This is a genomic window from Bailinhaonella thermotolerans, from assembly GCF_003594875.1.
GTDB classification, from domain to species: domain Bacteria; phylum Actinomycetota; class Actinomycetes; order Streptosporangiales; family Streptosporangiaceae; genus Bailinhaonella; species Bailinhaonella thermotolerans.
Genome location: NZ_QZEY01000001.1, coordinates 433001 through 458611, shown reverse-complemented (window position 1 = coordinate 458611; position 25611 = coordinate 433001). Strand labels below are relative to the sequence as shown.

Below are 25611 nucleotides of genomic sequence, written 5' to 3'. Positions count from 1 at the left end.
CGATGATCGTGCCCAAGCCGCTCCGTCACGAGCCCCGGCCCGGACGCCTCCTCCTCGACGACCGGACGGCGCTCACCGCCGACCCGGCGTTCCGCGAGGTCGCCGCCTGGCTGCGGGAACAGCTCGCGCCGGTGACGGGGGGCGAACTGCTCCCCGCCCCACCAGGCCCCGGGACGATCACCCTCGCGCGGGCCGAGCTGGCCCCCGAGGCGTACCGGCTGACCGTCGGCGACGACGGCGCGCTCATCGAGGCCGGCGACGCGGCCGGCGCCTTCTACGGCGCGCAGACGTTCCGGCAGCTCCTGCCCGCCGCGGCCTTCCGCAGGGCCGCGGCGGGCGGGCCCCTCGCCGTCCCCGGGGCGTACGTCGAGGACGCGCCGCGCTTCGGCTGGCGGGGCTGCATCCTCGACGTGGCCCGCCACTTCCTGACCAAGCACGAGGTGCTGCGCTTCATCGACCTGATGGCGCTGCACAAGCTGAACATCCTCCACCTGCACCTCACCGACGACCAGGGCTGGCGGCTGGAGATCCGCCGCTACCCCCGGCTGACGGAGGTCGGGGCGTGGCGCCGGGAGAGCCAGATGGGCTGGAACGGCGCCATGGACGGCATCCCGCACGGCGGCTACTACACCCAGGACGACATCCGCGAGATCGTCGCCTACGCCGCGCGCCGCCACATCACCGTGGTCCCCGAGATCGACATCCCCGGGCACAGCCAGGCCGCCATCGCGGCCTACCCCGAGCTGGGCAACCTCGACACGCCCCTGGAGGTGCGGACCACCTGGGGGGTCGGCGAGAACGTGCTCAACGTCGAGGAGAGCACCATCGAGTTCTTCCAGCACGTCTTCGACGAGGTGCTGGAGCTCTTCCCCGGCGAGTACGTGTGCGTGGGCGGCGACGAGTGCCGCAAGGACCAGTGGAAGGCCAGCCCGGCGGCCCAGCGCCGCATCCGCGAACTGGGCCTGCGCGACGAGGAGGAACTGCAGAGCTGGTTCATCCACCGCTTCGACGCCTACCTGGGCGAGCGCGGCCGGCGGCTCGTCGGCTGGGACGAGATCCTGGAGGGCGGGCTCGCGCCCGGCGCCGTGGTGGCCTCCTGGCGGGGCGACCTGGGCGCGGTGACCGCCGCCCGGAGCGGCCACGACGTGGTCAACTGCTCGAACACCTCGGTCTACCTCGACTACCGCCAGGCCCCCGGCGACGACGAGCCGGTGCCCTTCGGCACCGTCCTGACTCTGGAGGACGTCTACGCGTTCGACCCCGTGCCCGCCGAGCTGCGCGGCGACCCCGCCGCCGGGCACGTGCTGGGCGCGCAGTGCGGGGTGTGGACCGAGCTGATCGACTCCAGCCGCAGGGTGGACTACATGGTCTTCCCGCGGCTGGCCGCCTTCGCCGAGACGGTCTGGAGCGCCCCCGAGCGCGACCTGCCCGGCTTCCGCGACCGCCTCGCCGCCCACCTGCCCCGCCTGGACGCCATCGGCGTGGAGTACCGCCGCGCCGACGGCCCCCTGCCCTGGCAGCAGCGCCCCGGCGTCCCCGGCCGCCCCGAGGACCCGGAGAGCTGGCGCATCAAGATAGACAACTGGACCAGCAACCTCCGCCGCCAGTAACCCTCGACCGGCGGCTGCCGTGTGCCGACGCGCGCCACAGGGCTCCCCGATGGAGGCGGCCGCCGCCGTCCTCCCGGCCCCTGTGGCGCCGGCGGCGCTCGGCCGGATCCCCATGCCCGGCCTTCCCGCCCGGGCGGGGGCGATGCCGGAGGCCCCCGGCTTCCCGCGCGGCTCCCCGCCCGTGGCGCCGTACCGAACCGCCTGCTTGGTCAGGTTCGGGCCAAACCGCATCCGTCGAACCGGAGGCGATCAATCGCCGCGGGCGCCACGCTCGATCCCTGTCCCCGTGTGTACGGCAGGCGCCCCTCATCCCGGGCGGCGGAGGGAGTAGACGATGATCTCAGCCAAGGAGCAGGCGGCCGTTCTCGCGCTCGCCAAGCTCACCGCCGGTTCTCCGGGACCGGCCTCCCGGCTCATCCAGGCGAGCGGGAGCGCGCTGCGGTTGATGGACGGCGACGTCGTCGGCCTGCGGAAGGAGCGCCGGGCATACGCCGCCGACCTCCTGTCCCGGCTCGGCCCGGGGGATCTGGCGAGGGCACAGGAGGCGCTCGACGCCGGGCACTCCGCGGGGGCGCGACTGGTGACGGTGCTGGAACCGGAGTATCCGGTGAACCTGGCGGCCGTTCACAACCTGCCACCCTTCCTGTGGGTGCGGGGCGAGCTCCGTCCCCGGGAGTACCACGCGATCGCCATCGCCGGTCAGGAGCCCCGGTCGATCCCGCTCGCCCGGCGGGCGGCCATCGCGCTGGCGCATGCCGGAATCACCGTGGTGGCCGGCTCGGCCTGCGACCTCGATCTGGCCGTCCACGAGGCGGCGCTGGCGGCTGGTGGACGCACTCTGTCCGTCCTTGACCACGGGATCGGCGTGCCGGCCCGAGATGAAGGTCTGGCGGCGCGGATAGCCCAGGCCGGCGCCGTCGTGTCATCCTGCTGGCCCGGGGATGAGGTCAGCGCCGAGACCACACTGCGCGCGGCCGTCCTGACCAGCGGCTTGGCCGTCGACGTCTTTCTGGTGGACGGGCAGGACGGCAGCAGGCCGGCGGCCCAGGGCCGGATCGCGCTCAACCACGGGAAGAATCTCCTGGTGCCCCATCGGTTGCACCGGGAACAACCGTGGCTGCGCCGCCTGGCCCGCAGGGGAGGGGTCTCTGTCGTCGCCGACATTGACGAACTGTTGAGCCAGGCGGTCAATTCGATAAGTGTGCTGCGAATTCTGATGAAGCGCTGACCGCCGAGGAAGCCCGAAGAATCACGCAGCGTTTCCTGGGCGACTACTGGGCGGTCCCTCCCGCGGGCCCCGGCGTCTGCCCGGTCTGTCACAGCGGCCCCAACGAGCCCTACAGCGCCCGGCCGGGCGAGGTCTGCGCGGGCTGCCGGGTCAGCATGGAGGTCGCGTATCCGACCCGGCACATCGTCCCCATCTCGCTGTGCGTCGACCAGCAGAACATGCTGTACGACGTCGTCGGGCAGCACGCCGACCCCGAGGCGGCGCCGCACGGTGTGGACTGGAAGAGGTTCCTGGCCGCCACCATCCTCCGCTTCTACCGGACGCACTCTCCCTGCCTGGCGAGCCTGGCCGGCGGCGGCTTCGACCGGGTGACCACCATCCCCCTCACCGACTCCAGCGACCCCGTCCGCTTCGGCAACCCCATGAGCGCGGTGGTTTCCCTGGTCCCCCCGCTAGGGTGCCTGTACCGCCCTGTTCTGTTGCCCGACGCCGGAGCGCGGCTCGTCGAGCCGGCCCGGCCGGCGGAGCACGCCTTCGCCGTAATGCCCGGCCAGCGCCTCGACGGGGAGAACGTCCTGCTGGTCGAGGACCTCTACGTGGGAGGCGGCCGGGTGCAGAGCGCCGCCACCGCCTTGCGCCGCGCCGGCGCCGCCTCCGTGGTCGCCCTGGTCGTCGCCCGGCTCATCGCCACCCGCTACAACGACGCGAACACCCGTATCTGGGCCTGGGCACAGGAAGAGCCCTTCACCTTCGATCATTGCTGCCTCTGCCGCCCCGCGTAGCCTCCAGCGGCAGCGCCACCCCACCACACGGGCACGAGATGGTGTACCCGGCCAGCTCATCGAGTGGGCGATCGCCGAACTCGGCGGCATCGACCTGCTGGTCAACAACGTCGCCGGCACCGCCGGTCCCTATCCGGGCGGGTTCCTGTCCGTCTCGGACGAGGACTGGCGGCACACCCTCGACCTGACCCTGTTCAGCGCCATCCGGGCCACCCGGGCCGCGCTCCCCGGCCTCATCGAGCGGGAGGGCCACATCGTCAACATCGCCTCCGTCAACGCCCGGCGCCCCGTACCCCACCTGGCGGACATCTCCGCGGCCAAGGCGGCGCTGGTCAACCTCGGCAAGACCCTCGCCGAAGAGTTCGGGCCCCGGGGCGTCAGGGTCAACACCATCTCGCCCGGCCCGGTGCGCACCGCGGTGTGGACCGAACCGGGCGGCACCGGCGACACCCTCGCGCGGCGGGCCGGCGTCTCACGCGAAGAACTCCTCGACGGACTGCCCGCCACGCTCGGGATGTCCACCGGGCGCATCACCGAACCCGCCGAGGTGGCCGCCCTGGTCGTGTTCCTGGCCTCGGGCAAGGCCCCCAACATCAACGGCTCCGACCTCGTCATCGACGGCGGCCTGCGCAAGGAGCTCTGAGCACCACGATCGCCGCGGGCCACGGCGGCCAGGCGCGCGGGGAGGACCCTCACCTGGCCTCGGCCAGGTGCCCGCTTCGCACGGATCGTCCTCGTCCTCGCCCCGTACAATCGCAACCCACGATCCCAACCCCGATCGGGACGCGTCGTGAGTGAGCCGCCGGACACCCGGACCGCGCGTCGCCGCTACGCCGCGGCCTGCGCGCTCTTCTGGCTGCCGACCGGGCTGACCATCGCGCCTTTGATCCTGCTGTTCACCGAGCGCGGCATGTCCCTCGCGGCCATCGCGGCCTTCTTCGCCGCGCACTCGGTCACCACCGCCGTGCTGGAGCTGCCCACGGGAGGGCTGTCCGACGTCCTGGGCCGCCGCACCGTGCTGGCCGCCTCCGGGCTGCTGAACCTGGCCGCCCTCATCCTCCTGGGCCTGGGCACCACGGCCTCGCCGCTCACCTGCGGCATGGTCCTCATGGGAGCCGGCCGGGCGCTGTCCAGCGGGCCCGCCGAAGCCTGGTACGTCGACGCCGTCCACGCGCGCTCCGGCCCCGGCGCCGACCTGCGCCCGGGCCTGGCCGCGGGCAAGACCGCGACATCGGCGGCGCTGGCCACCGGCACCCTGCTCGGCGGCGCCGTACCCTGGCTGCTGACGACCGGCCCGGACACGGGCGCGCGGCTGAGGGAGGCCACCGCGGGGCTGGTCCTCCCGCTGTCGGTCCCGATGCTGCTGGCCGCCGCCCTCGAGGTCGTCTTCGCGCTGTACGTCCTGGCGGCCCTGCGCGAGCCGCCTCGCCCCGCGGCCACCACGCGCGGTGTGCTGCGCGGCATCCCCGTCACCATCGCCGGCGGGCTGAGCCTGGGCGCGCGGGACGCGCTGGTCCGCCGCGTCCTCCTCAGCGCGGCGGCCGCGGGCGGCGCCCTGGCCGCCATGGAACTGCTCACCCCGCGCCGCGTCGCGGCCCTGACCGGCGCGCCGGAGTCGGGCGCGGTGGTCTTCGCCGCGCTCGCCTGCGCCGGTTTCGTGTGCTCGGCCCTCGGGAGCCATCTCGCGCCGCTCGTCGCGCGCCTGGCGGGCGGCGGCGAGCGCGCGGTCCTCGCCGGCCTCGCGACCGGCGCCGCCGGCCTGCTGATCCTCGGCGTCACCGCCGCGTTCACCGGAGCCCCCGCGACGGCGCTCGCCGCCACCGGCTACGGCCTGGTGTACCTCGGGCTCGGCTCGGCGGGCCCGAGCGAGAACGACCTCCTGCACCGCCGGGTCACCAGCGCGGGCCGAGCCACCGCCCTGTCCGTCCAGTCCCTGGCCCTGCAACTGTCCGTCGCCCTCACCGGCCTGCTCATAGGCGTCCTGCCGCACGGCCCGATTCCCTGGCTGCTGGGCGGCGCCATCCTGCTGGCGGGAGCCCTGCCGTGGATCCGCCGCGCCGCCCCGGCTTCCGCGAGCGCCACGGCGGCGCCCGGGCGGACCACGGCTTCGCCCGCGCAGGCCAGGCCGGCGCCGGACCCGGACGCGCCGCCCCGCACCTGAGGACGGGCCTCAGTCGTAGGTGACCAGCCGCGGTTCTCGATCGCCGCCACGGTCCGGGCGAGCTCGTCATGGCTTCTCGCGGGGCCGCGTGCGAGGACGCCGGCCGATGCCCGGCAGACGGGAGGCGCGGCGCGTACGGCCGTGACGGCGCGTACGGCCGTGACCACGTGGGCCACGGCCGTACGCGGAGGGGGCCGCGGCCGCCGCTCGGCGGGGACGGGCGCGGACGGGGTCAGGAGATCTTGCGGCGGTAGGTGGTGACGGCGAAGGCGTAGGCGAGGACGAGGAGGCCGGCGCACCAGGCCAGGGCGATCCAGAGGTCGGCGCCCACCGGCTGCTCGGTGAACAGGGCGCGCAGGGTGTTCACGATGGAGGTCACCGGCTGGTGGTCGGCGAAGGCGCGGACCGGGCCGGGCATGGTGTCGGTGGGGACGAAGGCCGAGCTGATGAACGGCAGGAAGATGAGCGGGTAGGAGAACGCGCTCGCGCCTTCCATGGTCTTGGCCGACAGGCCGGGGATGACGGCCAGCCACGTCAGCGCCAGGGTGAACAGGGCGATGATGCCGGCGACCGCGAGCCACGCCGCCACGCCCGCCGAGGAGCGGAAGCCCATGAGCAGGGCGACGAGCACGACGACCACGACCGAGATCAGGTTGGCGATCAGCGAGGTCAGCACGTGCGCCCACAGCACCGAGGAGCGGGCGATGGGCATGGACTGGAAGCGTTCGAAGATGCCGCCCTTCAGGTCCATGAACAGCCGGTACGCGGTGTAGGCGATGCCCGAGGCGACCGTGATGAGCAGGATGCCGGGCAGCATGTAGTTCACGTACGAGTCCGCGCCGGTCCTGATCGCGCCGCCGAACACGTAGACGAACATCAGCATCATGGCGATCGGCGTGATCACGGTGGTGATGATGGTGTCCGGGCTGCGGGCGATGTGGCGGAGGGAACGGCCCAGCAGGGTGGCGGTGTCGCCGAGGAAGTGCTTGGTCATCGGGGGTCCTTGGGCATGGCGCCGGTGCCGGTGGGGGCGCCGACGAGGGTGAGGAAGACGTCTTCGAGGGTGGGCTGCTTCTCGACGTACTCGACCTTGGCGGGCGGCAGCAGCCGCTTGAGCTCGGCCAGGGTGCCGTTGACGATGACGCGGCCCTCGTGCAGGATCGCGATCCGGTCGGCGAGTTGCTCGGCCTCGTCCAGGTACTGGGTGGTGAGCAGCACCGTGGTGCCGTTCGCGGCCAGGTCCTTGACGGCCTGCCACACCTCGATCCGGGCCTGCGGGTCGAGGCCGGTGGTCGGCTCGTCGAGGAAGATGACGGGCGGATCGCCGATGAGGCTCATCGCGATGTCGAGGCGGCGGCGCATGCCGCCGGAGTAGGTGCCCACCTTCCGGCCGCCCGCGTCGGCCAGCGAGAACCGCTCCAGCAGGTCGTCGGCGACCTTGCCGGGGTCGGCGAGGTGCCGCAGCCTGGCGACCAGCACGAGGTTCTCCCGCCCGGTCAGGATCTCGTCGACGGCGGCGAACTGCCCGGTGAGGCTGATCGACTCGCGCACCTTCGCGGCCTGGGTGGCCAGGTCGAAGCCGTTGACGACGGCCGTCCCGGCGTCGGGCCGAAGCAGCGTGGACAGGATCCTCACGGCGGTGGTCTTGCCCGCCCCGTTGGAGCCGAGCAGCGCGAAGATGCTGCCCGGCGCCACGGTGAAGTCCACGCCGCGCAGCACCTTCAACTCCTTGTAGGACTTCTCCAGGCCTCGCACCTGGATCGCGGGTGTTCGCTGTGTCGTCATCGGACCGTCCTGTCCTCTCGTGGGGGTGTCTTCGCCCGCGGCGATGGGCCGGGGGAGGGGGGCGCGCTCGCGGGAGTCCGCGGAGGCGCGTGTGATCGGTCGGCCGTCGGCGGCACGGAGCCCGCCGGGTTCCGCCCGAAGGCGTCATGAGGCACGCCAAGCCGCCCCGGGGCATGCCGACGCCGGGTGTGGGTGTGGTGTGGTGGATGCGGCCGCGGGCTCGGTGCGCTCGCGGCCCGGCCGCGCGTCGCCGTACATCTCGGCGGGAACCTGCGGTGACGGCTCGGCGGGAACCTGCTGTGATGGTTCGGCGGAACCCGCGGCGCCCTTCCGGCGCCCGCCCGCCGTGGCCCCGCCCGCCGTGGCCCCGCCCGCCGTGCCCTGGTCGCTGCGGCCCTGGCCGCGATGGTGGCCGGGGTCTTCCTCATCGCGCGGTCGTCAAGGCTCCCGCCGGCGCCTTGGCGCGATGGGTCTCGCCTACTTCCCGGGCGTGCCGGGTTCGCCGCTGATGGACTCCTGGTAGATCTCCGCGTAGGTGCGCGAGTCCTTGATCAGGCCGTCGGCGAAGGCCGCGACGTCGTCACCGATGAGCTCCAGGACCCCCTTGCCGGTCGCGGCGCCCTCCTCGAAGAAGTCGAGGAGGTCCGGGAGCAGGGACCCGTCGGCCAGCCCGACCGGCCCGACCTTGAAGAAGTAGCGCTGGATCTCCTTGTAGACGATCTGGTAATCGCGCGGGAGCGCCTTGATCCGCGCCAAGTGCGCCCGCCACTGCCTCTTTCCCTCGATGATGTCGTGGATTCCCACGTCAACCTCCCAGCCGGCCGAGTTTCCTCGCGACGTTCCTGTTCAACTGCTCGCGCCACCTGTCGCGAAAGGTCCGGGCCCCTTCTCCTCCGGCCAGCGCCGCGCAGAAGCCGCCGATGTCGTCTCCGAGCACCTCGTGAATGTCCAGTCCGTCGGACGCCGTCTCCTCCAGCAGCCCCAGGGCGCTGTCGAGGATCGGCATGAGGTTCCGTCCGGTGAAGTCCGAGTAGGAGAGGATGTGCCCCTTGATCTCTTCCCAGGCCGCCCGGTGGCCGGCCGGCAACGCCGCGGCCCGGACCTCGAATTCCTGCCATTCCCGGGTGAGGTCGTTGCCCGTGATGGTGTCCCAGAAGCTCATCTCCCGCCCTCCCTGAGCTTGTCGAGCCGTGAGGTGATGTACTCCCATTTCGCCCAGAACCTCGCGAGTTCCTCGCGGCCCGCGTCGTTGAGCGTGTAGAACTTGCGCGGCGGGCCCACCCCGGACGGCCGCTTCGCCACCTGGACGAGCCCGTTCTTCTCCAGCCGCACCAGGATCGTGTAGACGGTTCCCTCGACGACGTCGGTGAAGCCCAGTTCGTTCAGCCTGCGCGTGATGGCGTACCCGTAGGTCTCCTCGCCGCTGATGATCTCGAGTACGCAACCCTCCAGCGTGCCCTTCAGCATCTCCGTCAGGTTGTCCAAACGCCCTTCCGCCCCCTCACGGTATTCAGTGGTACTGAGTACCACTATACAGTGCCACTAAGTAGTAGCCCGGCGCAAGCCGTACGGCATCGCGGACCGCGGGATCGACGCGGAACGCTCTCTCGTGGCCCGGAACGCCGCGCGGGGACGGCTTCGCGCGGGTCGGGGCGGAAACGCGGTGGCATGAGACATCGCCAGGGCCGACAATGATCACATGCCCGACGCCGCCGCTGAGCGCAGACCCCGGCTCGCGGTCCTCACCGGAGCCGGTATCTCCGCCCCCTCCGGGCTGCCCGTGTATCGAGGTGGCGACGGCATGTGGGACCGCGGCCCCGGCATCGCGAAGCTCACGAGCGCGTCCCGCTGGCATGGCAAGGCCCGGCAGGCGTGGGAGCACTGGAACGAACTACGCCGGATGCGCGCCTCGATCGGCGCCGCCCGCCACGCCGACGTGTGGATCGCCATCGGCACTTCCGGCACGGTGTTCCCTGCCGCCGGGCTCATCGGGTTCTGCCGGCCCGGCGCGGTCCGGGTGCTCGTCAACGCCCAGCCGTGGCGCGACAGCGCTTCGACCTTCGAGAAGGAAGTGCTCGGCGACGACGCCGCCGTTCTCGGCGAGGCCCTCCGCGAACTGACGGCGCGGCCCGCCGGTCACTGACCGCCGGACGACGCCGGCCCGCGGCGGGTTCTCCGCAGGCCGGCCGGTCGGGGCATGTCCCCAGTCCCCGGCCCGCGCCCAGCCGGCGGAGCGGCGGGCTCAGGGGCGGGGGTCGGGGGCCGCCGGGGCGCGGACGCTGATCAGCCAGGGGCGGGTGAGCATGGAGCGGTGGTCCTGGTCGGCCAGGAGCCAGCCGAGCTTCGCCAGGGTCGCCGCCGTCAGCCTCGCCGTCAGCCCGGCCTGCTCCTCGGCGGGGGTCAGCGCCCGCCGCCGCGCGGCGACCCAGGCGCCGTCCTCACGGCGGCTGATCACCCAGGTGGGGTAGAGCGAGGCCCACGCCTCCAGCCTGCGCAGGTCGTCCGGGGCGAGAACACCCTGGCGGTCCTTCCAGCGGCGGGTCACGACGCGCTCCTGACACCCGGATCCGCCCGCCCGGCGCGGGCGGCCAGCGCCTGCCGCCGCTCCTGCTCGCGCAGCCTCTCGGCGAGCGTGTCCAGGTCGTCGGCGTCGACCACGCGGTGGCAGTTCGTGGCCAGCTCGTGCCGGGTCAGCTCCCGCCGGAGCGACGCCCACCACCGGCCCGCGTCGCTGCGGAAGGCCGTCCAGCCGGGGAAATCCTCGGCGACCTGATTCAACGTGGCCATGTCTCCTCCGACGAAGGGGGCGGGCGCGGCGTGCGGCGCCGCGGGAAGGGCGAACCAGAGGGCCCCTCCGTCACACCGCCGGGACACCCTCGGTCGTCGCGATCTGTCGCCGTTCAATGGCGGATCGTGTCGGGTAGAGGTACGGTCCCATTACATCGGGGACGTTCAGCCAGGTCGAGAGGCCGCATGCGCACATCCCGGTGTGCGCATGCGCGTCGGGAGGAAAACGGGGATGGGCCAGCGGCCGCGTGACCTCGACCCCTACCGGTCGCTCCGGCACTACCTCGGCGCGCGCCTCCGCCACCGCCGGACCGCCGCCGGCCTCTCGCTCAGCGAACTGGCGGGAAGGGTCTACCTCAGCCAGTCCACCCTGCGCATGGTCGAGCTGGGCGAGCGGCCGCTCGACGGCGAGGCCGCCGCGCGCCTGGACGCCGAACTCGACACGGGGGAGGAGTTCTCCTCGCTGCTGCCCTGGACGGGCCGCGAGCCCGGCGAACCCGGCGATGGCGCTCTCACCACCGACCTGCTTACGCTGGCCTGGATGGTGGGACGGCTCGGAGTGATGATCGACAGACGTACCCTGCTGCAGCTCGCCACGACCGTGTCGGCGTCGGCCACGATCGACGTGCCCGACCTCGGCGAGCGGCTCCAGCGCGCCCTGACCCGTCCCCGCGGCCTCTCGGACGAGACGCTGACCCTGATCGAGGACCGCACCGCCGGCTGGCACCTGATCGAGGCCATGCTCCCGGCGCCGGTGCTCATGCGCGGGCTCACCGCCCACCTGCGCGAGGTGACCGCGCTGCTGGAGACGTGCCCGCGGAGCCCGGTCCGGGCGAGGCTGGCGCGCGCGGCCGGGGAGACGGCGGTGCTGGCCGCCTGGGCGAGCTGGGACGCCGGGCACGCCGGGCAGGCCGCGCGCTACTTCCGGGCCGCGCGGACCGTGTCCGAGGAGACCGAGGACACCCTGGTCGGAGTCTGCGCGGCGGCGTACCGGTCGTACATGCAGACCGGGCCGGACGCGCCCGTCCACGCCCGCGCGCTGCTCTCGGAGGCGCGCGAGGCGGTCGACGGGCGGCGGCATCCGCTCGTGGACGCCTGGCTGCTCGCCCGGGAGGCCGAGGAGGCCGCCGCCCTCGGCGACCCGGCCGCGACCGGCCTGATACGGCGGGCCGAGGCCGCCTACCACACCGGCGAGCCGCAGGCGCGGCCGTGGGTGCGGTTCCTCAACGACGCCCGCCTGCGGTCGATGCAGTTGCGCGTCTACGCCCTGGCCGGCGACGAGACGCGCGCCCTGCCCCTCGTCGACGAGCTGGCGGCGTGCGCGAAGGCGTGCGAGCCGCCCCGGCGCGCCGCGGTGTTCTACAGCGAGGCGGCGCTGGCGACCGCGCGCGTGGGGGATCACGCCCAGGCCGTGCACTACGCCGAGCGCGCCGCCGACCTCGCCGCCCGGGCGATCAGCCGGTTCGCCGCCTCGCACCTGGCCGACGTCGAGAACGCCCTCGCGCGATCCTCGCTGGCGGGCGCCCGCGCCGCCCGGCAGCGGGTCGCCGAGGCGCGGCGGGCCGTGGACGCCTCCCCGCGCTGACCCGCTTCGGGTACGGCGCGCGCCGGCGGGTGATCACAGGGAGCGGGGGAGGCCGAAGTAGGGGAAGACCCCGGTGTCCCGGAACCAGGTGATCACCGAGATGCCCGCCTCCGTGGTGGTCAGCACGAGCAGGCCGTACGGCCGGGCGCCCGCGCCGTTCTGGCACGGCAGGTAGCAGCCCAGCGCGGGCTGCCCGTTCGCGCGGGTGTGCACCGCGTGCAGCGGGCCGCCCCGGAGCGCCGCCCGGTACCGCAGGAACTCGCCGATCGCGACCGGGCCCTGGTACTGGTAGGGCTCGGGGGGCATGGTGAGCCACGCGTCGTCGGTCAGCAGCGAGAGAAGGCCGTCGGTGTCGCCTTCCTCCAGGGCGGTGGCGAACAGGCCGGCCAGTTCGCGCTCTCGCGGCGACGGCGGCGCGGCGATCTCGTCCCCGCTCGCCTCCAGCGTCGCGCGGGCGCGCTGCAGCAGGCCCTTCACCGCCGCCGGGGTGCTGTCCAGCATCGGCGCGGCCTCCTGCGGGCGGAAGCCGAGGACGTCGCAGAGCACGACGGCGGCCCGCTGCCGGGGCGGGAGGCGCTGGAGCAGCGTGCTGAAGGCCAGGCCCACGCTCTCGCGCGTCTCGTAACGGGCCTCGGGACCCGCGGGCGCGGTGAGCGCGTCGTCCAGGAGGCTGTCGGGGTACGGCTCGAGCCAGAGGGGCTCGGCCAGCCGCGTGGGCTCGGGGAGCCGGACGGGCCCCTGCCGGGGGCGGCGGTCGTTGTCACGCACGGCGTTCAGGCTCCGGTTGGTCGCGATCCGATACAGCCAGGTCCGCAGGGATGAGCGGCCCTCGAACCCCTCCCGCCCGCGCCACGCGGCGAGCAGGGTCTCCTGCACCAGGTCCTCGGCGTCGGCGAGCGAGCCGACGATGCGGTAGCAGTGCAGGTGCAGCTCACGCCGGTAGGGCTCGATGAGCTCGGCGAACGCGTCGGCGGCGCGCGGCTGGACATGGTCGGACACGGAGGCTCCCTTCCTTCCCCCGTTATGACACCGGACGAGGCCGAAACGGAACGGTCTGATTTCCGGCCCGACGGTGTCTCAGCCTGACATGAGCGAAACACGTACCTCGCGATGGGTCGTCGGGCTGGTGGCCGTGTCGGCCCTCCTGGTCGGCCTGGACTCGACGGTGGTGTCCACCGCGCTGACCACCGTCCAGGCCGGGCTCGGCGCCTCGGGCGAGCAACTGGAGTGGACGGTCAACGCCTACACCCTGAGCTTCGCGGTCCTCATGCTGACGGCCGCCGCCCTGGGGGACCGGTTCGGCCGCCGGCGGGTGTTCACCGCCGGGCTGGTGATCTTCGGCGTCGCCTCGGCGGCATGCGCGGCCGCGCCGGACATCGGCTGGCTGATCGCCGCCCGCGCCGCGCAGGGCGCGGGGGCCGCCGCGGTGATGCCGCTGGCGCTGGCACTCCTCGGGACGGCCGTCCCGCCGGCCGGCAGGGCCAGGGCGCTGGGCGCCTTCAGCGCGGTGGTGGGCGCCTCCGTCCCGGTCGGCCCGCTGCTGGGCGGCGCCGTCGTCGACGGATTCTCCTGGCGGTGGATCTTCTGGCTGAACGTGCCGATCGTCGCGGTCATGATCCCGCTGATCGCGCGCCTCGTCCCCGAGAGCCACGGCCCGCGCGCCCGGATCGACCTGCCCGGGCTGGCGCTGGCCGCCGGAGCCGCGTTCGCCCTGGTCTTCGGGCTGGTCAGGGCGCAAGCCGTACCGCTGATCGCGGGCGTGGCGCTGGCCGGGGCCTTCGTGGCGGCCGAGCTGCGGCGCCCCGAGCCCATGCTGCCGATGCGCCTGTTCCGGTCCCGCGCCTTCTCCGCCGGCAACGCGTCGATCTTCCTCCTGTGGGCGTCCACCTTCGGCTCGCTCTACTACATGGCGCAGTTCCTGCAGGCCGGCCTCGGCTCGCGGCCGCTGGTGGCCGGGCTCCAGCTCGTGCCGTGGGGCGCCATGACGATCCTGGTGCCGCGGCTGGCGGGCGGCCTGATCTCCCGGTACGGCGAGCGCCCCTTCCTCGTCGCCGGGATGGCCCTGCACGGGGCGTCCATGTTCTGGATCGCCGCCATCGCCTCGCCCGACCTGGAGTACTGGCGGATGGTCATCCCGCTGGTGCTGTCGGGCGCGGGCGTGGCGGCGGCGATCCCCGCGACGCAGAGCGCCGTCCTCGGCGCCGTCGCCCCGGCCGACATGGGCAAGGCCTCCGGCGCCTACACCACCCTGCGCCAGCTCGGCGGCGCGTGCGGAGTCGCCGCCCTGGTGGCCGCGTTCTCCGCGACCGGCGGCCTCGCCACCCCGCACCAGTTCACCGCCGGTTTCACGGCCGCCCTCACTATCAGCGCCCTGCTCGCCGCCGCCTCCCTGTCCGCCGCCCTCTTCCTCCCCACCCGCCCCCTCGCCCGACCTCACCCCACCCCCGCCCGCCACTGACTCATCCAGCCGGCAGCGCCGGTGGCGCGTCCGGTGGGGATGCTCGGGGCGGGGCGGGGCGGGGGTCGGGGAGGTGGTTACCGGGCGGCCTGGTGCCGGATGCCGCTCAGCACGGTGCCGAGCAGGCGGTCGAACTCCGCCGGGGAGCCGAAGCCGGATTGGAGGGGCGCGAGGGCGGCCATCGTCGGGTAGGCGGCGGCGTCGATCGCGGGCGGGTCGGCGGGCCCGCCGGGGCCGCCGCTGAGGACCGCCAGCAGATAGCCGTTGAGGAAGCCGAAGAGCGTCGTCGGCGCGTCGGCGGTCACCTGGTCGGGCAGGCCGGCCCGGCGCATCGCGGCGACCAGGCGCTCCACGGCGGCCAGGGCGGCCGGCGAGCTCTGGGGGCGGGTGGCCAGCAGCGGGAACACCCGCGGGTGCCGGTAGGCCATCCGCCGGTAGTCGTGCGCCGTACGGCGGGCAACCTGCTCCCAGTCGTCAGGCCATTCCTCCGCGCCGGCCTCCATCTCGGCGATCACGGCCTCGGAGACCGCGTCCAGCAGCGCCGCCTTGCCCTTGATGTGGTGGTAGATCGACATCGGGTCGACCCCGAGGTCGTCGGCGAGGCGCCGTACGCCGAAGCGGTCCAGGCCGTCGCGGTCGACCAGCGCGACGGCGGCGGCCGCGATCCGCGCGCGGTCGAGACCTGCCGAGGTCCCCCGTGTGCGTCTGGTCACGTCTGCTCCTCCTCGGTTGCCAAACCTACGCCGTAGATTCTACGGTGTAGGTGAAATCTACGGCGTAGGTTTGAGAAGGGAAGACTCATGGCCTTCACCGCCAACCGTCCCCTGCCCGAGGGGGAGCCCCTGAGTGAGGTCACCGTCGTGGAGCGGCCGCCGGAGCCGGACTTCACGGCGATGACGGAGGAGGAACTGGTCGCCTACCAGGAGGCGGAGAACCGCTGGCGGGCCGCTGACTCCTCGCGGGCGATCCTGGGGGAACGCGACCCCTGCGCCGCGATCGACTGGCGGGAGGTGGCGCTGCCCGACCGCCGGATCCCGGTGCGGGTGTACCGCCCCTCGCCCGGCGGGGCCGACGACCTGCCCCTGGTGCTCCACGTGCACGGCAGCGGCTTCGTGGGCACGGCGACGCAGAGCGACTGGATCAACAGCCACCTCGCCGCCCGGCTGCCCGCGGTCGTCGTCTCGGTCGAACACCGCCTGCTCGCCCCGCGGACCCCGCTGTCGGCGGCCGCCGACGACGGCTGGGAGGTGCTGCGGCACGTGGTGGAGCACGCCGCGAGGTGGGGCGTCGATCCGGAGCGGGCCGCCGTGTTCGGCGAGAGCACCGGCGCGCTGATCAGTGCCCTGGCGGCGATCCGGGCCGGGAGGGCGGGCCCGCGCCTGCGGGCGCAGGTGCTGGTCAACCCCCTCACCGACGTGACGGGGACGATGTTCGACCACCCCTCCATGGCTCAGCACGCCCACACGCCGACCCTGGCCGTGCCGCAACTGCGGCTGCTCCAGCGGCTCGCCGTGCCGCCGGGCACCGACCCCCGGCCGGTGTCGCCGCTGTACGCCGAGGTCCCGGACGCGCCGGCCCCGGCGCTGGTGCTGGTGCCGACCCGCGACCCGCTCGCCGATCACGGCCGCCGCTACGCCGAACGCCTGCGGGCGGCCGGGACGTCCGCGCGGCTCATCGAATACCCCGGAGCCGGCCACGCGTTCCTCAGCCTGCCCGGCGTGCCGGAGCAGGCCGAGGCCGCACACGCCGCGCGCGCCGACATCCTCCGGTTCCTCCGGGCCCACCTCACCGCGGGAGACGAGAGGGAAGGAACCCGATGACCGGAACATCCCATGAACGCGGGGCCGTCGCGGCGATGTACGCGGGCCTGGGCCTCACCGTCCTCGCGGCGATCGCCCCGTACGCTGACGACGCCACCACCCGTCTGCTGGCGGACCACATCCACGCCGGCTATCCCGCCTACTCCCCGGCGCGGGTCGACTCGGCCGTCAACACCTACCTGGTCCTGCTGTCGGCCATCGGAGCGCTCGGCGTCATCTCCTGGCTCTGTACGGCATGGGCCGTCAGGCGGGGCAAGCGGTGGGCCCGCCCCGCCGCGACGGTGCTGCTCGCGCTCGGCGTCGTCGTCGGGCTGACCGGGCTGCTCACCCAGGACACCTCCGGCGACACCGGCCTGCCGCCGGCCCTGGGCTGGATCGGCATGGCCCCCTGCCTGGCGGGGCTCCTGGCGGTCGCGCTGTTGTGGAGGCGGCCGCGCCCGGAGTGAAGCCGGCTCCGGCGAGTCCCGGGCCGCCGAGGTCGCGCCGTCGGTGGGTTCACCGTCAGGGCGGCCCGGCGGCCGGGGTGTTTCCGGGCCGGGTGTTTCCGGGCCGGATCACCGCCGGGCCCGGCCGGGAGCGGAGTCAGCCGGCGGCGCCGTTCCGGCCGGGCCCGGCGACCAGGCAGCCGGTGACCACGTCGGTCAGCGCGGCGATCGCGCCGGCGGTGGTCGTGCGCCCGTGGTTGAGCTCCGCCGCGATGGCCTCGGCCGCGCCCAGCACGCCGACGCAGCGCAGCCGGAGGGACTCGGCGCCCTGGCCGGTGTGGGGGGCCAGCGCGGCGGTCATCAGCTCGATGTAGTCGTCGAGCAGCTCGTGCTGGATCGCCTCCATCTCCGGGCTCCCCTTCAGCGCCGCGGAGATCGCGTTCAGCTCCGGCATGGTCGTGGCGCAGGTGAGGTAGGCCTCGGCCATCAGCCGCGCGACCCCGCGGGCGCCGGTCCCCGCGTCCGCCAGGGCCCGTGTCAGCGCGGCCCGGTACTGCTCGTCGAGCCGCCGGTAGAGCGCGATCAGCAGTGCCTGCCGGGTGCCGAAATGGTCGTACACGATCGGCCTGCTCACCTGGGCGGCCTCGGCCAGCGTGGGCAGGGTCAGGTGGGCGGCCCCCTGGTCGCGCACGATCGCGGTCGCCGCGTCGAGAAGTTGCTCCCGCCTCGCCTGCTTGGACAGGCGCGTCCCTTGTGTCCCCATCGTCCTCCTTGCGTGCTGAGTCCAGCTTAGGCTACAAAATGTAGGCTACAAAATGTAGCTTTCTGGATGAGAGGACTCAGCGCGTGAAGCAGCCGGTTTTGATCATGGGTGGTTCGGGTCAGGCGGGCTCGGGGGCCGCCCGGCTCCTCCGGGAATGGCACCCCGACCTGCCCCTGGCCATCGCGGGCCGCGACCTCGGCCGCGCCCGGCGCGTCGCCGGCGAACTCGGTGACGCCACCGCCGTCACCCTCGACCTGGAGCGCCCCGGCCTCGGCCTCCCCGCCGAGAACGCGTACTCCGCCGTGGTCGCCGCCGTGCGCGACTCCCACCTGCACGGGCTCCGGTACGCCCAGGAGCGCGGCCTGCCGTACCTCAGCATCTCCAGCGGCCTGGCCGACATCGCCCCCGAGGTCGTCGCCGGGGCTCAGCGGGCGACCGCCGCGCCGGTGCTGCTGGCCAGCCACTACCTGGTCGGCCTGGTCGTCCTCGCGGCCATGGACCTCGCGCGGGAGTTCGGGCGGCTCGACGCCGTCCGGATCGCCGCCGTCCTCGACGACCAGGACGCCGGCGGCCCGGCCGCGCTCGACGACCTCGAACGCCTGAGCGCCATCACCTCCGCGGGCCTCGTACGCCGGGGCGGGGCCTTCACCTGGGTCACCGGGGCCGAGGCGGAGGTGAGCGTGCCCAGCGCCGACGGCGTCGCGCTGCCCGGCCAGCGGGTCGCCACCCTCGACGTCCCGAGCCTGGCCCTGGCCACCGGCGCGAACGACGTCCACTTCGACCTCGCCGTCGGCGCCACGGCCAGCCGGCGACGCGGCGGCCCACCCTCGGCCGAAGTCCTCATCGACCTTGCGGGAACCGCCCCGTCCGGCGCCCCCCTTCGCACGCGCCATCACCTCGTCCACCCCGACGGCCAGCGCCCCCTCACGGCCCTCGGCATCGCCCTCGGCGTCGAGCGGCTCCTCGGCCTGACGGGCGAGCCCGCCGGCCCCGGCCTCCACACCCCCGAGGCCCTGCTCGACCCCGCCGTCGCCGTCGAACGGATGACGGCCATCGGAGCCACCATCACCGCCGCGTAACCCCCCACCCCCGCGGCCCCGGCCCCCGAGCCGCCCCGGCCCCGCGGAGCCGTACGCCGGCCGAGGATGCACCCCGGCCGCCGGGTTGCGTCCGGTCGAGGAGCGTGGCCGGGAAGGGCCGCCCTCATCCGGGACGAGGACGCCGATGGCGGCGAGGAGGCCGGCGCCGCCTGACACCCGCCCCGCCGTACCCGGGGCGGGTGTCAGGCCTGCCTGCGGCGGGACCGGCCCGTCCGCCGCCGGTCGGCCCGCGCCTAGTTCCCGCCGGCGCGGCCGGGCGCGTACTGCCGCCGGAACTCGCGCGGCGCCAGGTCGTAGGCGGCGCGGAAGACGTGGCTGAAAGGGCTGGGCCGGTGAAGCCCCATCGGGCGGCGATGGCGCGGATGGGCTGGTCGGCGAGGCGGGGGTCGGCCAGGTCGCGGCGTCAGCGTTCGAGCCGGCGCCGGCGGATCCGGGCGGCGACGGTGCGGCCCTCGGCGTGGAACAGCTCATGCAGGTGGCGCGGGGAGATGTGGTGGGCCGCGGCGACCGTGTCCCGGGGCCGGGCGCGGATCGCGAGGTTCCGCTCGGTGAAGGCGTGGATCTCGGCCGGCAGCGCGCGCTTCCTGGTGTGCGGCGGTACGGCGCCGCGGGCCTCCAGCGCGCCGGCCGCGCCAGGGTCGGCACGTCGAGCGTCAGGGTGGACTGCCGGGCGGCGTCGAGGGGGGCAGCTCGTCCAGAGGCCGGGCCACGGTGCACGACGCCAATTGTCTACAACGAAACTATCTGTTACAGTCTTTGTGTCGAAGATCGAACGTCCAGCGAGGGCGCGCCTCTTGGTGCCGCGCCGTCTGATCGGGGAGAAGAATGAACGAGAACCAGTCCGGTCCCGCCCCTCGGCCGCTCGGCGAGGAGGAACTGCTGAAACTGCTCGGCGGGCAGCGGTTCGGCGTGCTGGCGACGGTCAAGCGCAGCGGCCACCCCGCCATGTCCACGGTCCTGTACCGGTGGGACCCGGACGCGCGGATCATCAGGATCTCCACGACGGCCGGCCGGCTCAAGGCGCGCCAAGTGCGCAACAACCCGCACGTCGCCCTGCACGTCAACGGCCCCGACGTCTGGTCCTTCGCCGTCGCCGAGGGCGAGGCCGAGGTGTCCGACGCCGCCGACGAGCTCCTGGCCTTCGCGGGAGAGCAGCCCGACCCGGCCGCCTTCCTGGAGCAGCAGGCCCGGGAGCAGCGCGTGGTGATCAGGATCAAGGTGTCCCGCCTGTACGGCACGGCCCTGGACATCTCCTGAACGGTCCTGGGCCGGCGAGACCGCCATCCGCCCGAGGCGCGGGGAAAGTCCACCACTAAGATCGAGATCCATGACAGAAGTCGCAGGTCGGCCGGGCGGTCACCCGCTTCCCTCACGTCCGATCCGTATCGCCTCCGCACAGGCGCAGGCGCAGGCCGGTGACATCGAGGCCAACACGGCCACCGTGGCGGAGATGATCCGGGAGGCGGCCCGGGCCAAGGCCCGCCTGGTGGTCTTCCCGGAGAAGTTCCTCAGCGGCTACGAGCCCGACCTCATCCACGCCGACCCACGGCGCTACGCCGTACAGCCCGACGACCCGCGATTGAAGCCCATCGCCGACGCGTGCCGGGAGACCGGCACGGCCGCCATCGTCGGCGCCGCGTTCCACGACCAGGATGACCTGTACGTCTCGGCGCTGGTCATCGGTGCGAACGGGGAGTTGGTCACCCGCTACGACAAGCAGCAACTGTTCCAGTCGGAACGCGAGATCTACCGCGAGGGCGCGGCCGGGTGCACCCTGGAGATCGACGGCTGGCGCCTGGGACTGGGCATCTGCTACGACTCCGGCTTCCCCGAGCACGCCCGCGCGGCGGCGCTGGACGGCTGCCACGCCTACGTCGTCAGCGCCCTGTTCAGCGTCGGCAACGGCTACCACGAGTCGCGCACCTGGTTCCCGGCGCGGGCCCTGGACAACACCTGCTATGCGGTGCTGTCCAATCACATCGGCACCACCGGGGGCTGGAACGCCTGCGGATCCAGCGCCATCTGGGGCCCTGATGGCCGGCTGCTCGCCGAGGCGGGCCCGGACCGGCCCGAGCTAATCACGGCGGACCTCGACCCTCAGGTGCTGCTCGCCGCCCGCGACTCCGAACCCCTGCTCCGCGACCTGCGCGACACGACCACCCACCCGCGGACCCGTTTCCAGCTCACCTGATCCCCCCGGACGGCCGCCCGGCCCCCTCCCAGGCGACGACGCGCCGAACCCGACGCCCCTCCCCGGCGACTCGCCGCCGCCGCGCACGAGGGTGGGCGCGAAGGCGGACAGTTCTCCGGGCATCGGGGGGACCGGGCGGTGCGGGGTGGGGCTTGACGGGTACGGCGGGGCGGCGCATTGTGCGCTCGATGGGGAAGTTGGACGTGGTCGCCGCGCGGGTGGCCGGGGGAGCCACGGTGTCGTTCCGCCCGACCGGTTCCTCGATGGTGCCGCTGATCAAGAGCGGTGACCTGGTCACGGTGGCGCCCGTCGATCCGGCCGCGCTTGAGGTCGGGGACATCGTCCTGGCCCGGGTCGCCGGTGCGGTGTACCTGCATCGGGTCTCGGCCCTGGATCCGGCGCGGGGGCGTGTGCAGATCAGCAACAACCGGGGCGGGATCAACGGCTGGACGAGCTACGCCCGGGTGTTCGGGATCTGCCTCACCGTCGCCGGAGTCCCGCGCCCCGGCGCCGCCGCCAAGGTCGCGGCCCCCGCCGAGCCCGACGCCCCCGCGTGATCCGGCAGGGGAGTGCGGCGAGGCCGTACGCGGCCCGCCGCGGCGTCTCGCCCGCACGGATCCTGATGGCGGGCAAGGATGAATCTACAGTGTAAAGGCGAGCGGTTGGTGACGGCACCCGGCCTCAGGGCCACCACCCCTTCGACCTGCGCTTCCGCTCGCCCGGCTTCCGCCAGCACATACGGCGGGCGCCGCTGCTCGTGCCCCGGCAGTCCCTCACCCTCGCCGAACGCCACGGCATCGCCCTCACCGAGACCTTCTTCGCCTGCCCCGGCAGGAGCCCCGGGGATCAGGCGGGCCGCTCGGCGCCCTTCACGCTCACCTGCCGGCCGATGTCATCCTCCTCGGCCGCGGCCAGCACCGCCTGGAGCAGTCCGGGGAGGCGGGCCTGCACGTCCTCCCGCCGCAGGACCACGAAGCAGCGGGTCCCCTCCTGCCGAGTGCGCGTCAGCCCGGCGTCGCGCAGCACCCGCAGGTGGTGGCTCAGCGTTGACTTGGCCACCGGTGCTTGCAGCTCACCCCACCCGCGTTCACGGCCGTCGGCCAGCACCCGCACCAGCCCCACCCGAATCGGGTCGCTGAGGGCGGCCATCACCCCGGTCAGCGTGATCTCACCCGCTTCGGGGTGATGTGCCCGTCTCATCCGCCCATGGTAGCTTGTTCGATGTTTCACGAACATCGAATGAGAGGGGACGCCGTGACCGCCCCGCCCACCGGCCGGTTCCGGGACCACGTCGTGATCGTCACCGGCGCCGGATCCGGGATCGGCCGTGCCGGCGCGCTCGCCTTCGCCCGCGCCGGAGCGCGCGTGCTCGCCGTGGGCCGCCGCGCCGAAGCCCTGCGTGAGAGCGCCGCCCTGCATCCCGGCATCGCCGTCCTGCCTGGGGACATCACCGCCGACGGGGCCCCGCAGGCGGTGATCGACGCGGCCGTCGAGCGCTGGGGCCGCCTGGACGCGCTGGTCAACAACGCAGGCGCCACCGCCGTCATGCCGCTGGCCGACGCCGACGCCCGGCGCATCGGCGACCTGTTCGCGCTCAACGTCACCGCGCCCAGCCTGCTCGCCCGCGCCGCGCTGCCCCACCTGCGCGCCACCCGGGGCGCGATCGTCAACGTCTCCAGCACGTACGGCCACCGCCCGCTGCCCGGCGCCGCCCACTACGCCGCCTCCAAGGCCGCCCTGGAACAGCTCACCCGAAGCTGGGCGCTGGAGCTGGCCGCCGACGGAATCCGCGTCAACGCCCTGGCCCCCGGCCCCACCGAGAGCCAGGCCCTGACCGCCGCCGGCCTGCCCGAGGCCGTGGTCGAGCAGATCAAGCGGGATGAGACCGCCCGCATCCCCCTGGGCCGCCGCGGCGTCCCGGAGGAGGTGGCCGACTGGATCGTCCACCTCGCCGACCCCGCCGCCACCTGGATCACCGGCCAGGTCCTCACCGTCGACGGCGGCCTGGAGCTGACCTGAGGCCACCGGCGGCGGAACGCATGCACGCCGCCCGGCCGGAAACACCGCCCCCGTGACAGCCGGGAGGCGCCGGGCGGTGCGCGATCGCCAGGTGATGACATCCGCCGCGCCGCCTCGCTTCTGACGGCAGAGCCGCCCGAGCCGTGGCTACCCGCGCGGAACGGCGTGAGCCCCCTCTGTCTGCCCGCGCGGACCGGCGTGAGCCTCCTCCGACTGTCCGGCGGGTCGGCGGGCGCTCGTGCCGGTCCGGATGAAGGCGTGGAGGGCGTCCAGGGTGTCCAGGAGCAGGCGGTCCTCCGGCAGGAGCGCCTGGCCCATGGCGTTCGCCTCCGCCAGCGCGGCGCGGACCGCCTGGTGCGGATCCGGGTCGAGCGCGGCGGCGAGACATGCGGCGGCGTGGTGCTTGAGCAGCAGCCGTCCCGTCTTGGTCTCTCTGCCGGCGGCGAGGGGCTCGCCGGTCTCGCCGGCCCGTCGCTCGGCCTTCTCGCGTGCCCGGGGCGGCGGACGTGAGGACCCGAGTACGGAGGTCGTGGAAGGCGAGCGGGTCCTTCCCGGAGCCGATGTCGCTCATCGCGGACGCGGCCGCCTCGTTAAGGAACATGCCCGCCGTGTTCAAGGCGACCTCGGCGGCGCAGATCGCCAGCGCGGGCAGATCCCGGGGGCCGGGGTCGGAGGCGATCAGCTGGATCCTCCGGTGCTCCGCGAGCAGGTCAACCATGTCGTCGCGGAGATACTCGGCCGCACGGCCCAGCGTGGGCCGGGGCGGTGGCGGGGCGGGCTCCGCCGGCCGTTCCGCGTCGGGGGAGCCGGGGAGCCGAACGCGTCCCCGCGGACATCGTCCCAGGTGGCCTCGGAGATGTCGGCGGGGTCGCCGTCGAGGTGGCGGAGGATCTCCGCCGGGCCGAGGCCGTTCACCCAGGTCACGCACACGGGATCGGGGAAGGCCCGGACGGTTTCCCGGTAGGCGTGGAACGGCTCACTCATGGCCGGGACCTCTGTTCACGGGGCCTGCGGCGGGACGGTGTCCGGCTCCAGGATCACGGCCGCCGGTCCGATTCACGCTCTCGCCGTACGGCTCGCGCGGGCTCACGGAGCCGTCTTCCGCCACACCCTGACGATCCCCGACTCGCCCGGCAGGAGAGGGGAGGAGGGGGCGGCGGCGGGCTCCGCCTCCTCGAAGCCGAGGCGCCGGGGGACGCCCGCGCTGGCGACGTTGGCCGCGTCGTGCCGGATCTCCAGCCGATCGACTCCCTCCAGCGCGAACCCCGCCGTCATCAGGGCGGCGACGGCCTCGGTGACCAGGCCCCGGCCGGTCCAGTCCCCGTGCAGCCAGTAACCGATCTCCAGGCCGCCCGGCCCGATCCTGCGCATCAGCCCGCAGCCGCCCACCACCTGGCCCTCGGCGAGGATGGCGTACTTGTACGCCTCGTCCCGCTCCCACTCCGACATCGCCGTGGTCACCAGAGCGGTCGCGGCCTCGTGGCTGTCGCCCGCCGCGAGGTGCGACCAGGGGAGCAGATGGTCGTGGGAGTCCCGGATCGCCCGAGCCGCCGCGCCAATGTCCTCCTCCTGCCATCGGCGCAGGACGAGGCGGTCGCAGACGAGAGTCACAGGGGGACGGCGCATCACCCCATGATCCTCCCCGCGCGGACCCTTCTCAACTTCACCGCTGAACGGCCATCCGGCCGGTGTGTTCTCACGCGGCCTCGCCCGGTGACCGTGAGCCCGGCCCCCGTACGGCCACGAGGCGGCGCGATCACGCCGGCCTCGGCCGTACGCGCTCCTGGGGAGGTGGTGAGGGCGCGCGGAGGGACCGGACCTCGTACACCTGCACGTGGACGTGGTGCTTGCCCGCCCTGGCGGAGGACCTCAGGATGTGTCCTCGGCGTCGTGGGTGCGGGTGGGGTGGACGCCGGTGGGGTGGACGCCGGCCGAGGGCGCGTCGCGGTCGGCGGCGCGGCGGATCCCGCCCGTCACCGTCAGGGCCGCGATGGCGGCGAGCATCACCAGCCAGCCGGGCCATCCGCTGAGGCCGACGGTCCAGGGATCGCTCAACGCCCGCTGATCATCGGCGGCGAACACGACGTTCGCGAAACCCGTGATCAACGTGTTGTTGGCGGCGTGCGCGATCACGCCCGGCCAGATCAGCCCGGAGGCCAGGCGCAGCCAGCCGAGCAGGACGCCGAAGAGCATCGTGGTCACCACGAAGGGGATCAGGCCCGGCCTCGCGTCCGCGCCGATGTAGCCCGGCAGGTGCCACAGGCCCCAGATCAGGCCGCTGAGCAGGAGCGCCGGCCACAGGCCGATCGGCCGCAGCCGGGGGAGCAGGAAGCCGCGCCAGGCCCATTCCTCGCCGAACGCCAGTGGCAGGAGCAGGACGAACAGTCCCAGGTTCGCCGCGAGAACGGACAGGATCAGACCGGCGGGCATGCCGGGCTCGCCGACCGTGGCCGGTGCGTACGCGCGGCGCAGTCCGGAGAAGTTCTCCAGGTCGAGTGGGTACACCTGCGCCAGCGCGCCGATCGCGACGGCGAGGAAGGCGAAGGCGAGCGGGGCGAGGAGCGCGATCCCGCAGTAGCGCACGAGCCGGGGGACCGGGCGCAGCGGAGCCAGGGCGGTGTCGCGCGCGATGCCGTCCGGCCGTCCGGCCCAGCGGACGGCCACGAACGTGGCCACGCCGGCCGCGAGCATCCCGCCTGCCGCGACCACGTCGACTCCGGTGCGCAGCCGCAGCAGCCAGAGCAGCCACGGGATGGTGAAGGCGAGGAGCAGGAAGACCGCCAGCTCCCGCCGGCGAAGGCCGCCGGGACGCTCCGGCGCGTTGACGACGTGGGGGTCGGGGAGTGCGCGCATGGTGTCGGTCCTTTCGGGGCGGGATGCGGCCTCGTCGCCTGCCT

30 protein-coding genes are annotated in these 25611 nt (G+C 74.0%); 16 read left to right on the top strand and 14 right to left on the bottom strand.

The window, feature by feature from the left end; translation table 11 throughout:
* Positions 1 to 2 precede the first annotated feature (2 nt).
* From D5H75_RS02240 to D5H75_RS02220, 5 genes are all read left to right on the top strand, one after another.
* Positions 3 to 1610, top strand: a complete 1608-nt coding sequence (locus D5H75_RS02240; protein ID WP_119924603.1) for a beta-N-acetylhexosaminidase — start codon at positions 3 to 5, stop codon at positions 1608 to 1610.
* Between the two features lie 334 nt (positions 1611 to 1944).
* Complete coding sequence (locus D5H75_RS02235) at positions 1945 to 2838, top strand: DNA-processing protein DprA (RefSeq protein ID WP_119924602.1); 894 nt, start codon at positions 1945 to 1947, stop codon at positions 2836 to 2838.
* Between the two features lie 155 nt (positions 2839 to 2993).
* The gene (locus tag D5H75_RS02230) at positions 2994 to 3620 is read left to right on the top strand and encodes a hypothetical protein (protein WP_119924601.1); all 627 of its coding nucleotides are present in this window, start codon (positions 2994 to 2996) and stop codon (positions 3618 to 3620) included.
* On the top strand, positions 3592 to 4263 hold the full coding sequence (locus tag D5H75_RS02225; protein WP_119924600.1) for an SDR family NAD(P)-dependent oxidoreductase: 672 nt from the start codon (positions 3592 to 3594) through the stop codon (positions 4261 to 4263). Before D5H75_RS02230 ends, D5H75_RS02225 begins: the two co-directional genes overlap by 29 nt.
* A gap of 147 nt (positions 4264 to 4410) precedes the next feature.
* A complete protein-coding gene (locus D5H75_RS02220) occupies positions 4411 to 5781 on the top strand; it encodes an MFS transporter (protein ID WP_202637740.1) in 1371 nt (456 codons plus the stop codon).
* A 232-nt stretch (positions 5782 to 6013) separates the two neighbouring features.
* Here the strand turns inward: D5H75_RS02220 and D5H75_RS02215 are convergent, their stop codons facing one another.
* From D5H75_RS02215 to D5H75_RS02195, 5 genes are all read right to left on the bottom strand, one after another.
* On the bottom strand, positions 6014 to 6775 hold the full coding sequence (locus D5H75_RS02215) for an ABC transporter permease (protein ID WP_119924599.1): 762 nt from the start codon (positions 6773 to 6775) through the stop codon (positions 6014 to 6016).
* Entirely contained in the window at positions 6772 to 7566 is a 795-nt protein-coding gene (locus D5H75_RS02210) for an ABC transporter ATP-binding protein (RefSeq protein ID WP_119924598.1), read from the bottom strand. The genes D5H75_RS02215 and D5H75_RS02210 overlap by 4 nt, the downstream gene beginning before the upstream one ends.
* A 477-nt stretch (positions 7567 to 8043) precedes the next feature.
* The gene (locus tag D5H75_RS02205; RefSeq protein ID WP_119924597.1) at positions 8044 to 8370 is read right to left on the bottom strand and encodes a DUF1048 domain-containing protein; all 327 of its coding nucleotides are present in this window, start codon (positions 8368 to 8370) and stop codon (positions 8044 to 8046) included.
* Position 8371: 1 nt separating this feature from the next.
* Entirely contained in the window at positions 8372 to 8728 is a 357-nt protein-coding gene (locus tag D5H75_RS02200; RefSeq protein WP_119924596.1) for a DUF1048 domain-containing protein, read from the bottom strand.
* Positions 8725 to 9051 carry a PadR family transcriptional regulator gene (locus D5H75_RS02195; protein ID WP_119924595.1) on the bottom strand — a complete coding sequence of 109 codons (327 nt, stop codon included), beginning with the start codon at positions 9049 to 9051 and terminating at the stop codon, positions 8725 to 8727. Before D5H75_RS02195 ends, D5H75_RS02200 begins: the two co-directional genes overlap by 4 nt.
* Positions 9052 to 9265: 214 nt before the next feature.
* Here D5H75_RS02195 and D5H75_RS02190 point away from each other — a divergent pair, with 214 nt between their 5' ends.
* A complete protein-coding gene (locus D5H75_RS02190; protein WP_119924594.1) occupies positions 9266 to 9709 on the top strand; it encodes an SIR2 family NAD-dependent protein deacylase in 444 nt (147 codons plus the stop codon).
* Between the two features lie 99 nt (positions 9710 to 9808).
* Here D5H75_RS02190 and D5H75_RS02185 read toward each other — a convergent pair whose 3' ends face one another.
* Both D5H75_RS02185 and D5H75_RS02180 read right to left on the bottom strand, forming a co-directional pair.
* Complete coding sequence (locus tag D5H75_RS02185) at positions 9809 to 10111, bottom strand: hypothetical protein (protein ID WP_119924593.1); 303 nt, start codon at positions 10109 to 10111, stop codon at positions 9809 to 9811.
* Positions 10108 to 10353, bottom strand: a complete 246-nt coding sequence (locus tag D5H75_RS02180; RefSeq protein WP_119924592.1) for a hypothetical protein — start codon at positions 10351 to 10353, stop codon at positions 10108 to 10110. The genes D5H75_RS02185 and D5H75_RS02180 overlap by 4 nt, the downstream gene beginning before the upstream one ends.
* A gap of 232 nt (positions 10354 to 10585) precedes the next feature.
* On the opposite strand from D5H75_RS02180, the gene D5H75_RS02175 reads away from it, so the two are divergent.
* A complete protein-coding gene (locus D5H75_RS02175; RefSeq protein ID WP_202637739.1) occupies positions 10586 to 11938 on the top strand; it encodes a helix-turn-helix domain-containing protein in 1353 nt (450 codons plus the stop codon).
* A 33-nt stretch (positions 11939 to 11971) separates the two neighbouring features.
* Here the strand turns inward: D5H75_RS02175 and D5H75_RS02170 are convergent, their stop codons facing one another.
* Positions 11972 to 12937, bottom strand: coding sequence for an RNA polymerase subunit sigma-70 (locus D5H75_RS02170; RefSeq protein ID WP_119924590.1), 966 nt, complete (start codon positions 12935 to 12937; stop codon positions 11972 to 11974).
* A gap of 88 nt (positions 12938 to 13025) precedes the next feature.
* Between D5H75_RS02170 and D5H75_RS02165 the strand changes: the two genes are divergently transcribed.
* Positions 13026 to 14396, top strand: coding sequence for an MFS transporter (locus D5H75_RS02165; RefSeq protein WP_119924589.1), 1371 nt, complete (start codon positions 13026 to 13028; stop codon positions 14394 to 14396).
* Positions 14397 to 14473: 77 nt separating this feature from the next.
* Here the strand turns inward: D5H75_RS02165 and D5H75_RS02160 are convergent, their stop codons facing one another.
* Positions 14474 to 15109 (bottom strand): TetR/AcrR family transcriptional regulator, encoded by a 636-nt coding sequence (locus D5H75_RS02160; RefSeq protein ID WP_119924588.1) that lies wholly within the window; start codon positions 15107 to 15109, stop codon positions 14474 to 14476.
* An 87-nt stretch (positions 15110 to 15196) separates the two neighbouring features.
* On the opposite strand from D5H75_RS02160, the gene D5H75_RS02155 reads away from it, so the two are divergent.
* Both D5H75_RS02155 and D5H75_RS41185 read left to right on the top strand, forming a co-directional pair.
* The gene (locus D5H75_RS02155; protein WP_202637738.1) at positions 15197 to 16216 is read left to right on the top strand and encodes an alpha/beta hydrolase; all 1020 of its coding nucleotides are present in this window, start codon (positions 15197 to 15199) and stop codon (positions 16214 to 16216) included.
* Positions 16213 to 16662 carry a hypothetical protein gene (locus D5H75_RS41185; protein ID WP_202637737.1) on the top strand — a complete coding sequence of 150 codons (450 nt, stop codon included), beginning with the start codon at positions 16213 to 16215 and terminating at the stop codon, positions 16660 to 16662. The genes D5H75_RS02155 and D5H75_RS41185 overlap by 4 nt, the downstream gene beginning before the upstream one ends.
* Before the next feature lie 136 nt (positions 16663 to 16798).
* Here the strand turns inward: D5H75_RS41185 and D5H75_RS02145 are convergent, their stop codons facing one another.
* The gene (locus D5H75_RS02145; RefSeq protein WP_119924587.1) at positions 16799 to 17404 is read right to left on the bottom strand and encodes a TetR/AcrR family transcriptional regulator; all 606 of its coding nucleotides are present in this window, start codon (positions 17402 to 17404) and stop codon (positions 16799 to 16801) included.
* 104 nt (positions 17405 to 17508) lie between these two features.
* On the opposite strand from D5H75_RS02145, the gene D5H75_RS02140 reads away from it, so the two are divergent.
* From D5H75_RS02140 to D5H75_RS02125, 4 genes are all read left to right on the top strand, one after another.
* Positions 17509 to 18483, top strand: coding sequence for a saccharopine dehydrogenase (locus D5H75_RS02140; RefSeq protein ID WP_119924586.1), 975 nt, complete (start codon positions 17509 to 17511; stop codon positions 18481 to 18483).
* 846 nt (positions 18484 to 19329) lie between these two features.
* Positions 19330 to 19761, top strand: coding sequence for a pyridoxamine 5'-phosphate oxidase family protein (locus D5H75_RS02135; protein ID WP_119924585.1), 432 nt, complete (start codon positions 19330 to 19332; stop codon positions 19759 to 19761).
* A gap of 70 nt (positions 19762 to 19831) precedes the next feature.
* Positions 19832 to 20695, top strand: coding sequence for a carbon-nitrogen hydrolase family protein (locus D5H75_RS02130; RefSeq protein ID WP_119924584.1), 864 nt, complete (start codon positions 19832 to 19834; stop codon positions 20693 to 20695).
* Between the two features lie 188 nt (positions 20696 to 20883).
* Positions 20884 to 21252 (top strand): S24 family peptidase, encoded by a 369-nt coding sequence (locus tag D5H75_RS02125; RefSeq protein ID WP_119924583.1) that lies wholly within the window; start codon positions 20884 to 20886, stop codon positions 21250 to 21252.
* A gap of 289 nt (positions 21253 to 21541) precedes the next feature.
* On the opposite strand, the gene D5H75_RS02120 is transcribed toward D5H75_RS02125, so the two are convergent.
* The gene (locus D5H75_RS02120; protein ID WP_119924582.1) at positions 21542 to 21895 is read right to left on the bottom strand and encodes an ArsR/SmtB family transcription factor; all 354 of its coding nucleotides are present in this window, start codon (positions 21893 to 21895) and stop codon (positions 21542 to 21544) included.
* Positions 21896 to 21934: 39 nt separating this feature from the next.
* Between D5H75_RS02120 and D5H75_RS02115 the strand changes: the two genes are divergently transcribed.
* A complete protein-coding gene (locus D5H75_RS02115) occupies positions 21935 to 22714 on the top strand; it encodes an SDR family NAD(P)-dependent oxidoreductase (protein ID WP_119924581.1) in 780 nt (259 codons plus the stop codon).
* A gap of 258 nt (positions 22715 to 22972) precedes the next feature.
* Positions 22973 to 23224, top strand: a complete 252-nt coding sequence (locus D5H75_RS02110; RefSeq protein WP_119924580.1) for a hypothetical protein — start codon at positions 22973 to 22975, stop codon at positions 23222 to 23224.
* A 168-nt stretch (positions 23225 to 23392) separates the two neighbouring features.
* Here D5H75_RS02110 and D5H75_RS02105 read toward each other — a convergent pair whose 3' ends face one another.
* From D5H75_RS02105 to D5H75_RS02095, 3 genes are all read right to left on the bottom strand, one after another.
* On the bottom strand, positions 23393 to 23698 hold the full coding sequence (locus tag D5H75_RS02105; protein ID WP_119924579.1) for a hypothetical protein: 306 nt from the start codon (positions 23696 to 23698) through the stop codon (positions 23393 to 23395).
* Between the two features lie 102 nt (positions 23699 to 23800).
* Positions 23801 to 24340, bottom strand: coding sequence for a GNAT family N-acetyltransferase (locus D5H75_RS02100; protein ID WP_119924578.1), 540 nt, complete (start codon positions 24338 to 24340; stop codon positions 23801 to 23803).
* A gap of 243 nt (positions 24341 to 24583) precedes the next feature.
* Positions 24584 to 25567, bottom strand: a complete 984-nt coding sequence (locus D5H75_RS02095) for a CPBP family intramembrane glutamic endopeptidase (protein ID WP_119924577.1) — start codon at positions 25565 to 25567, stop codon at positions 24584 to 24586.
* Positions 25568 to 25611 lie beyond the last annotated feature (44 nt).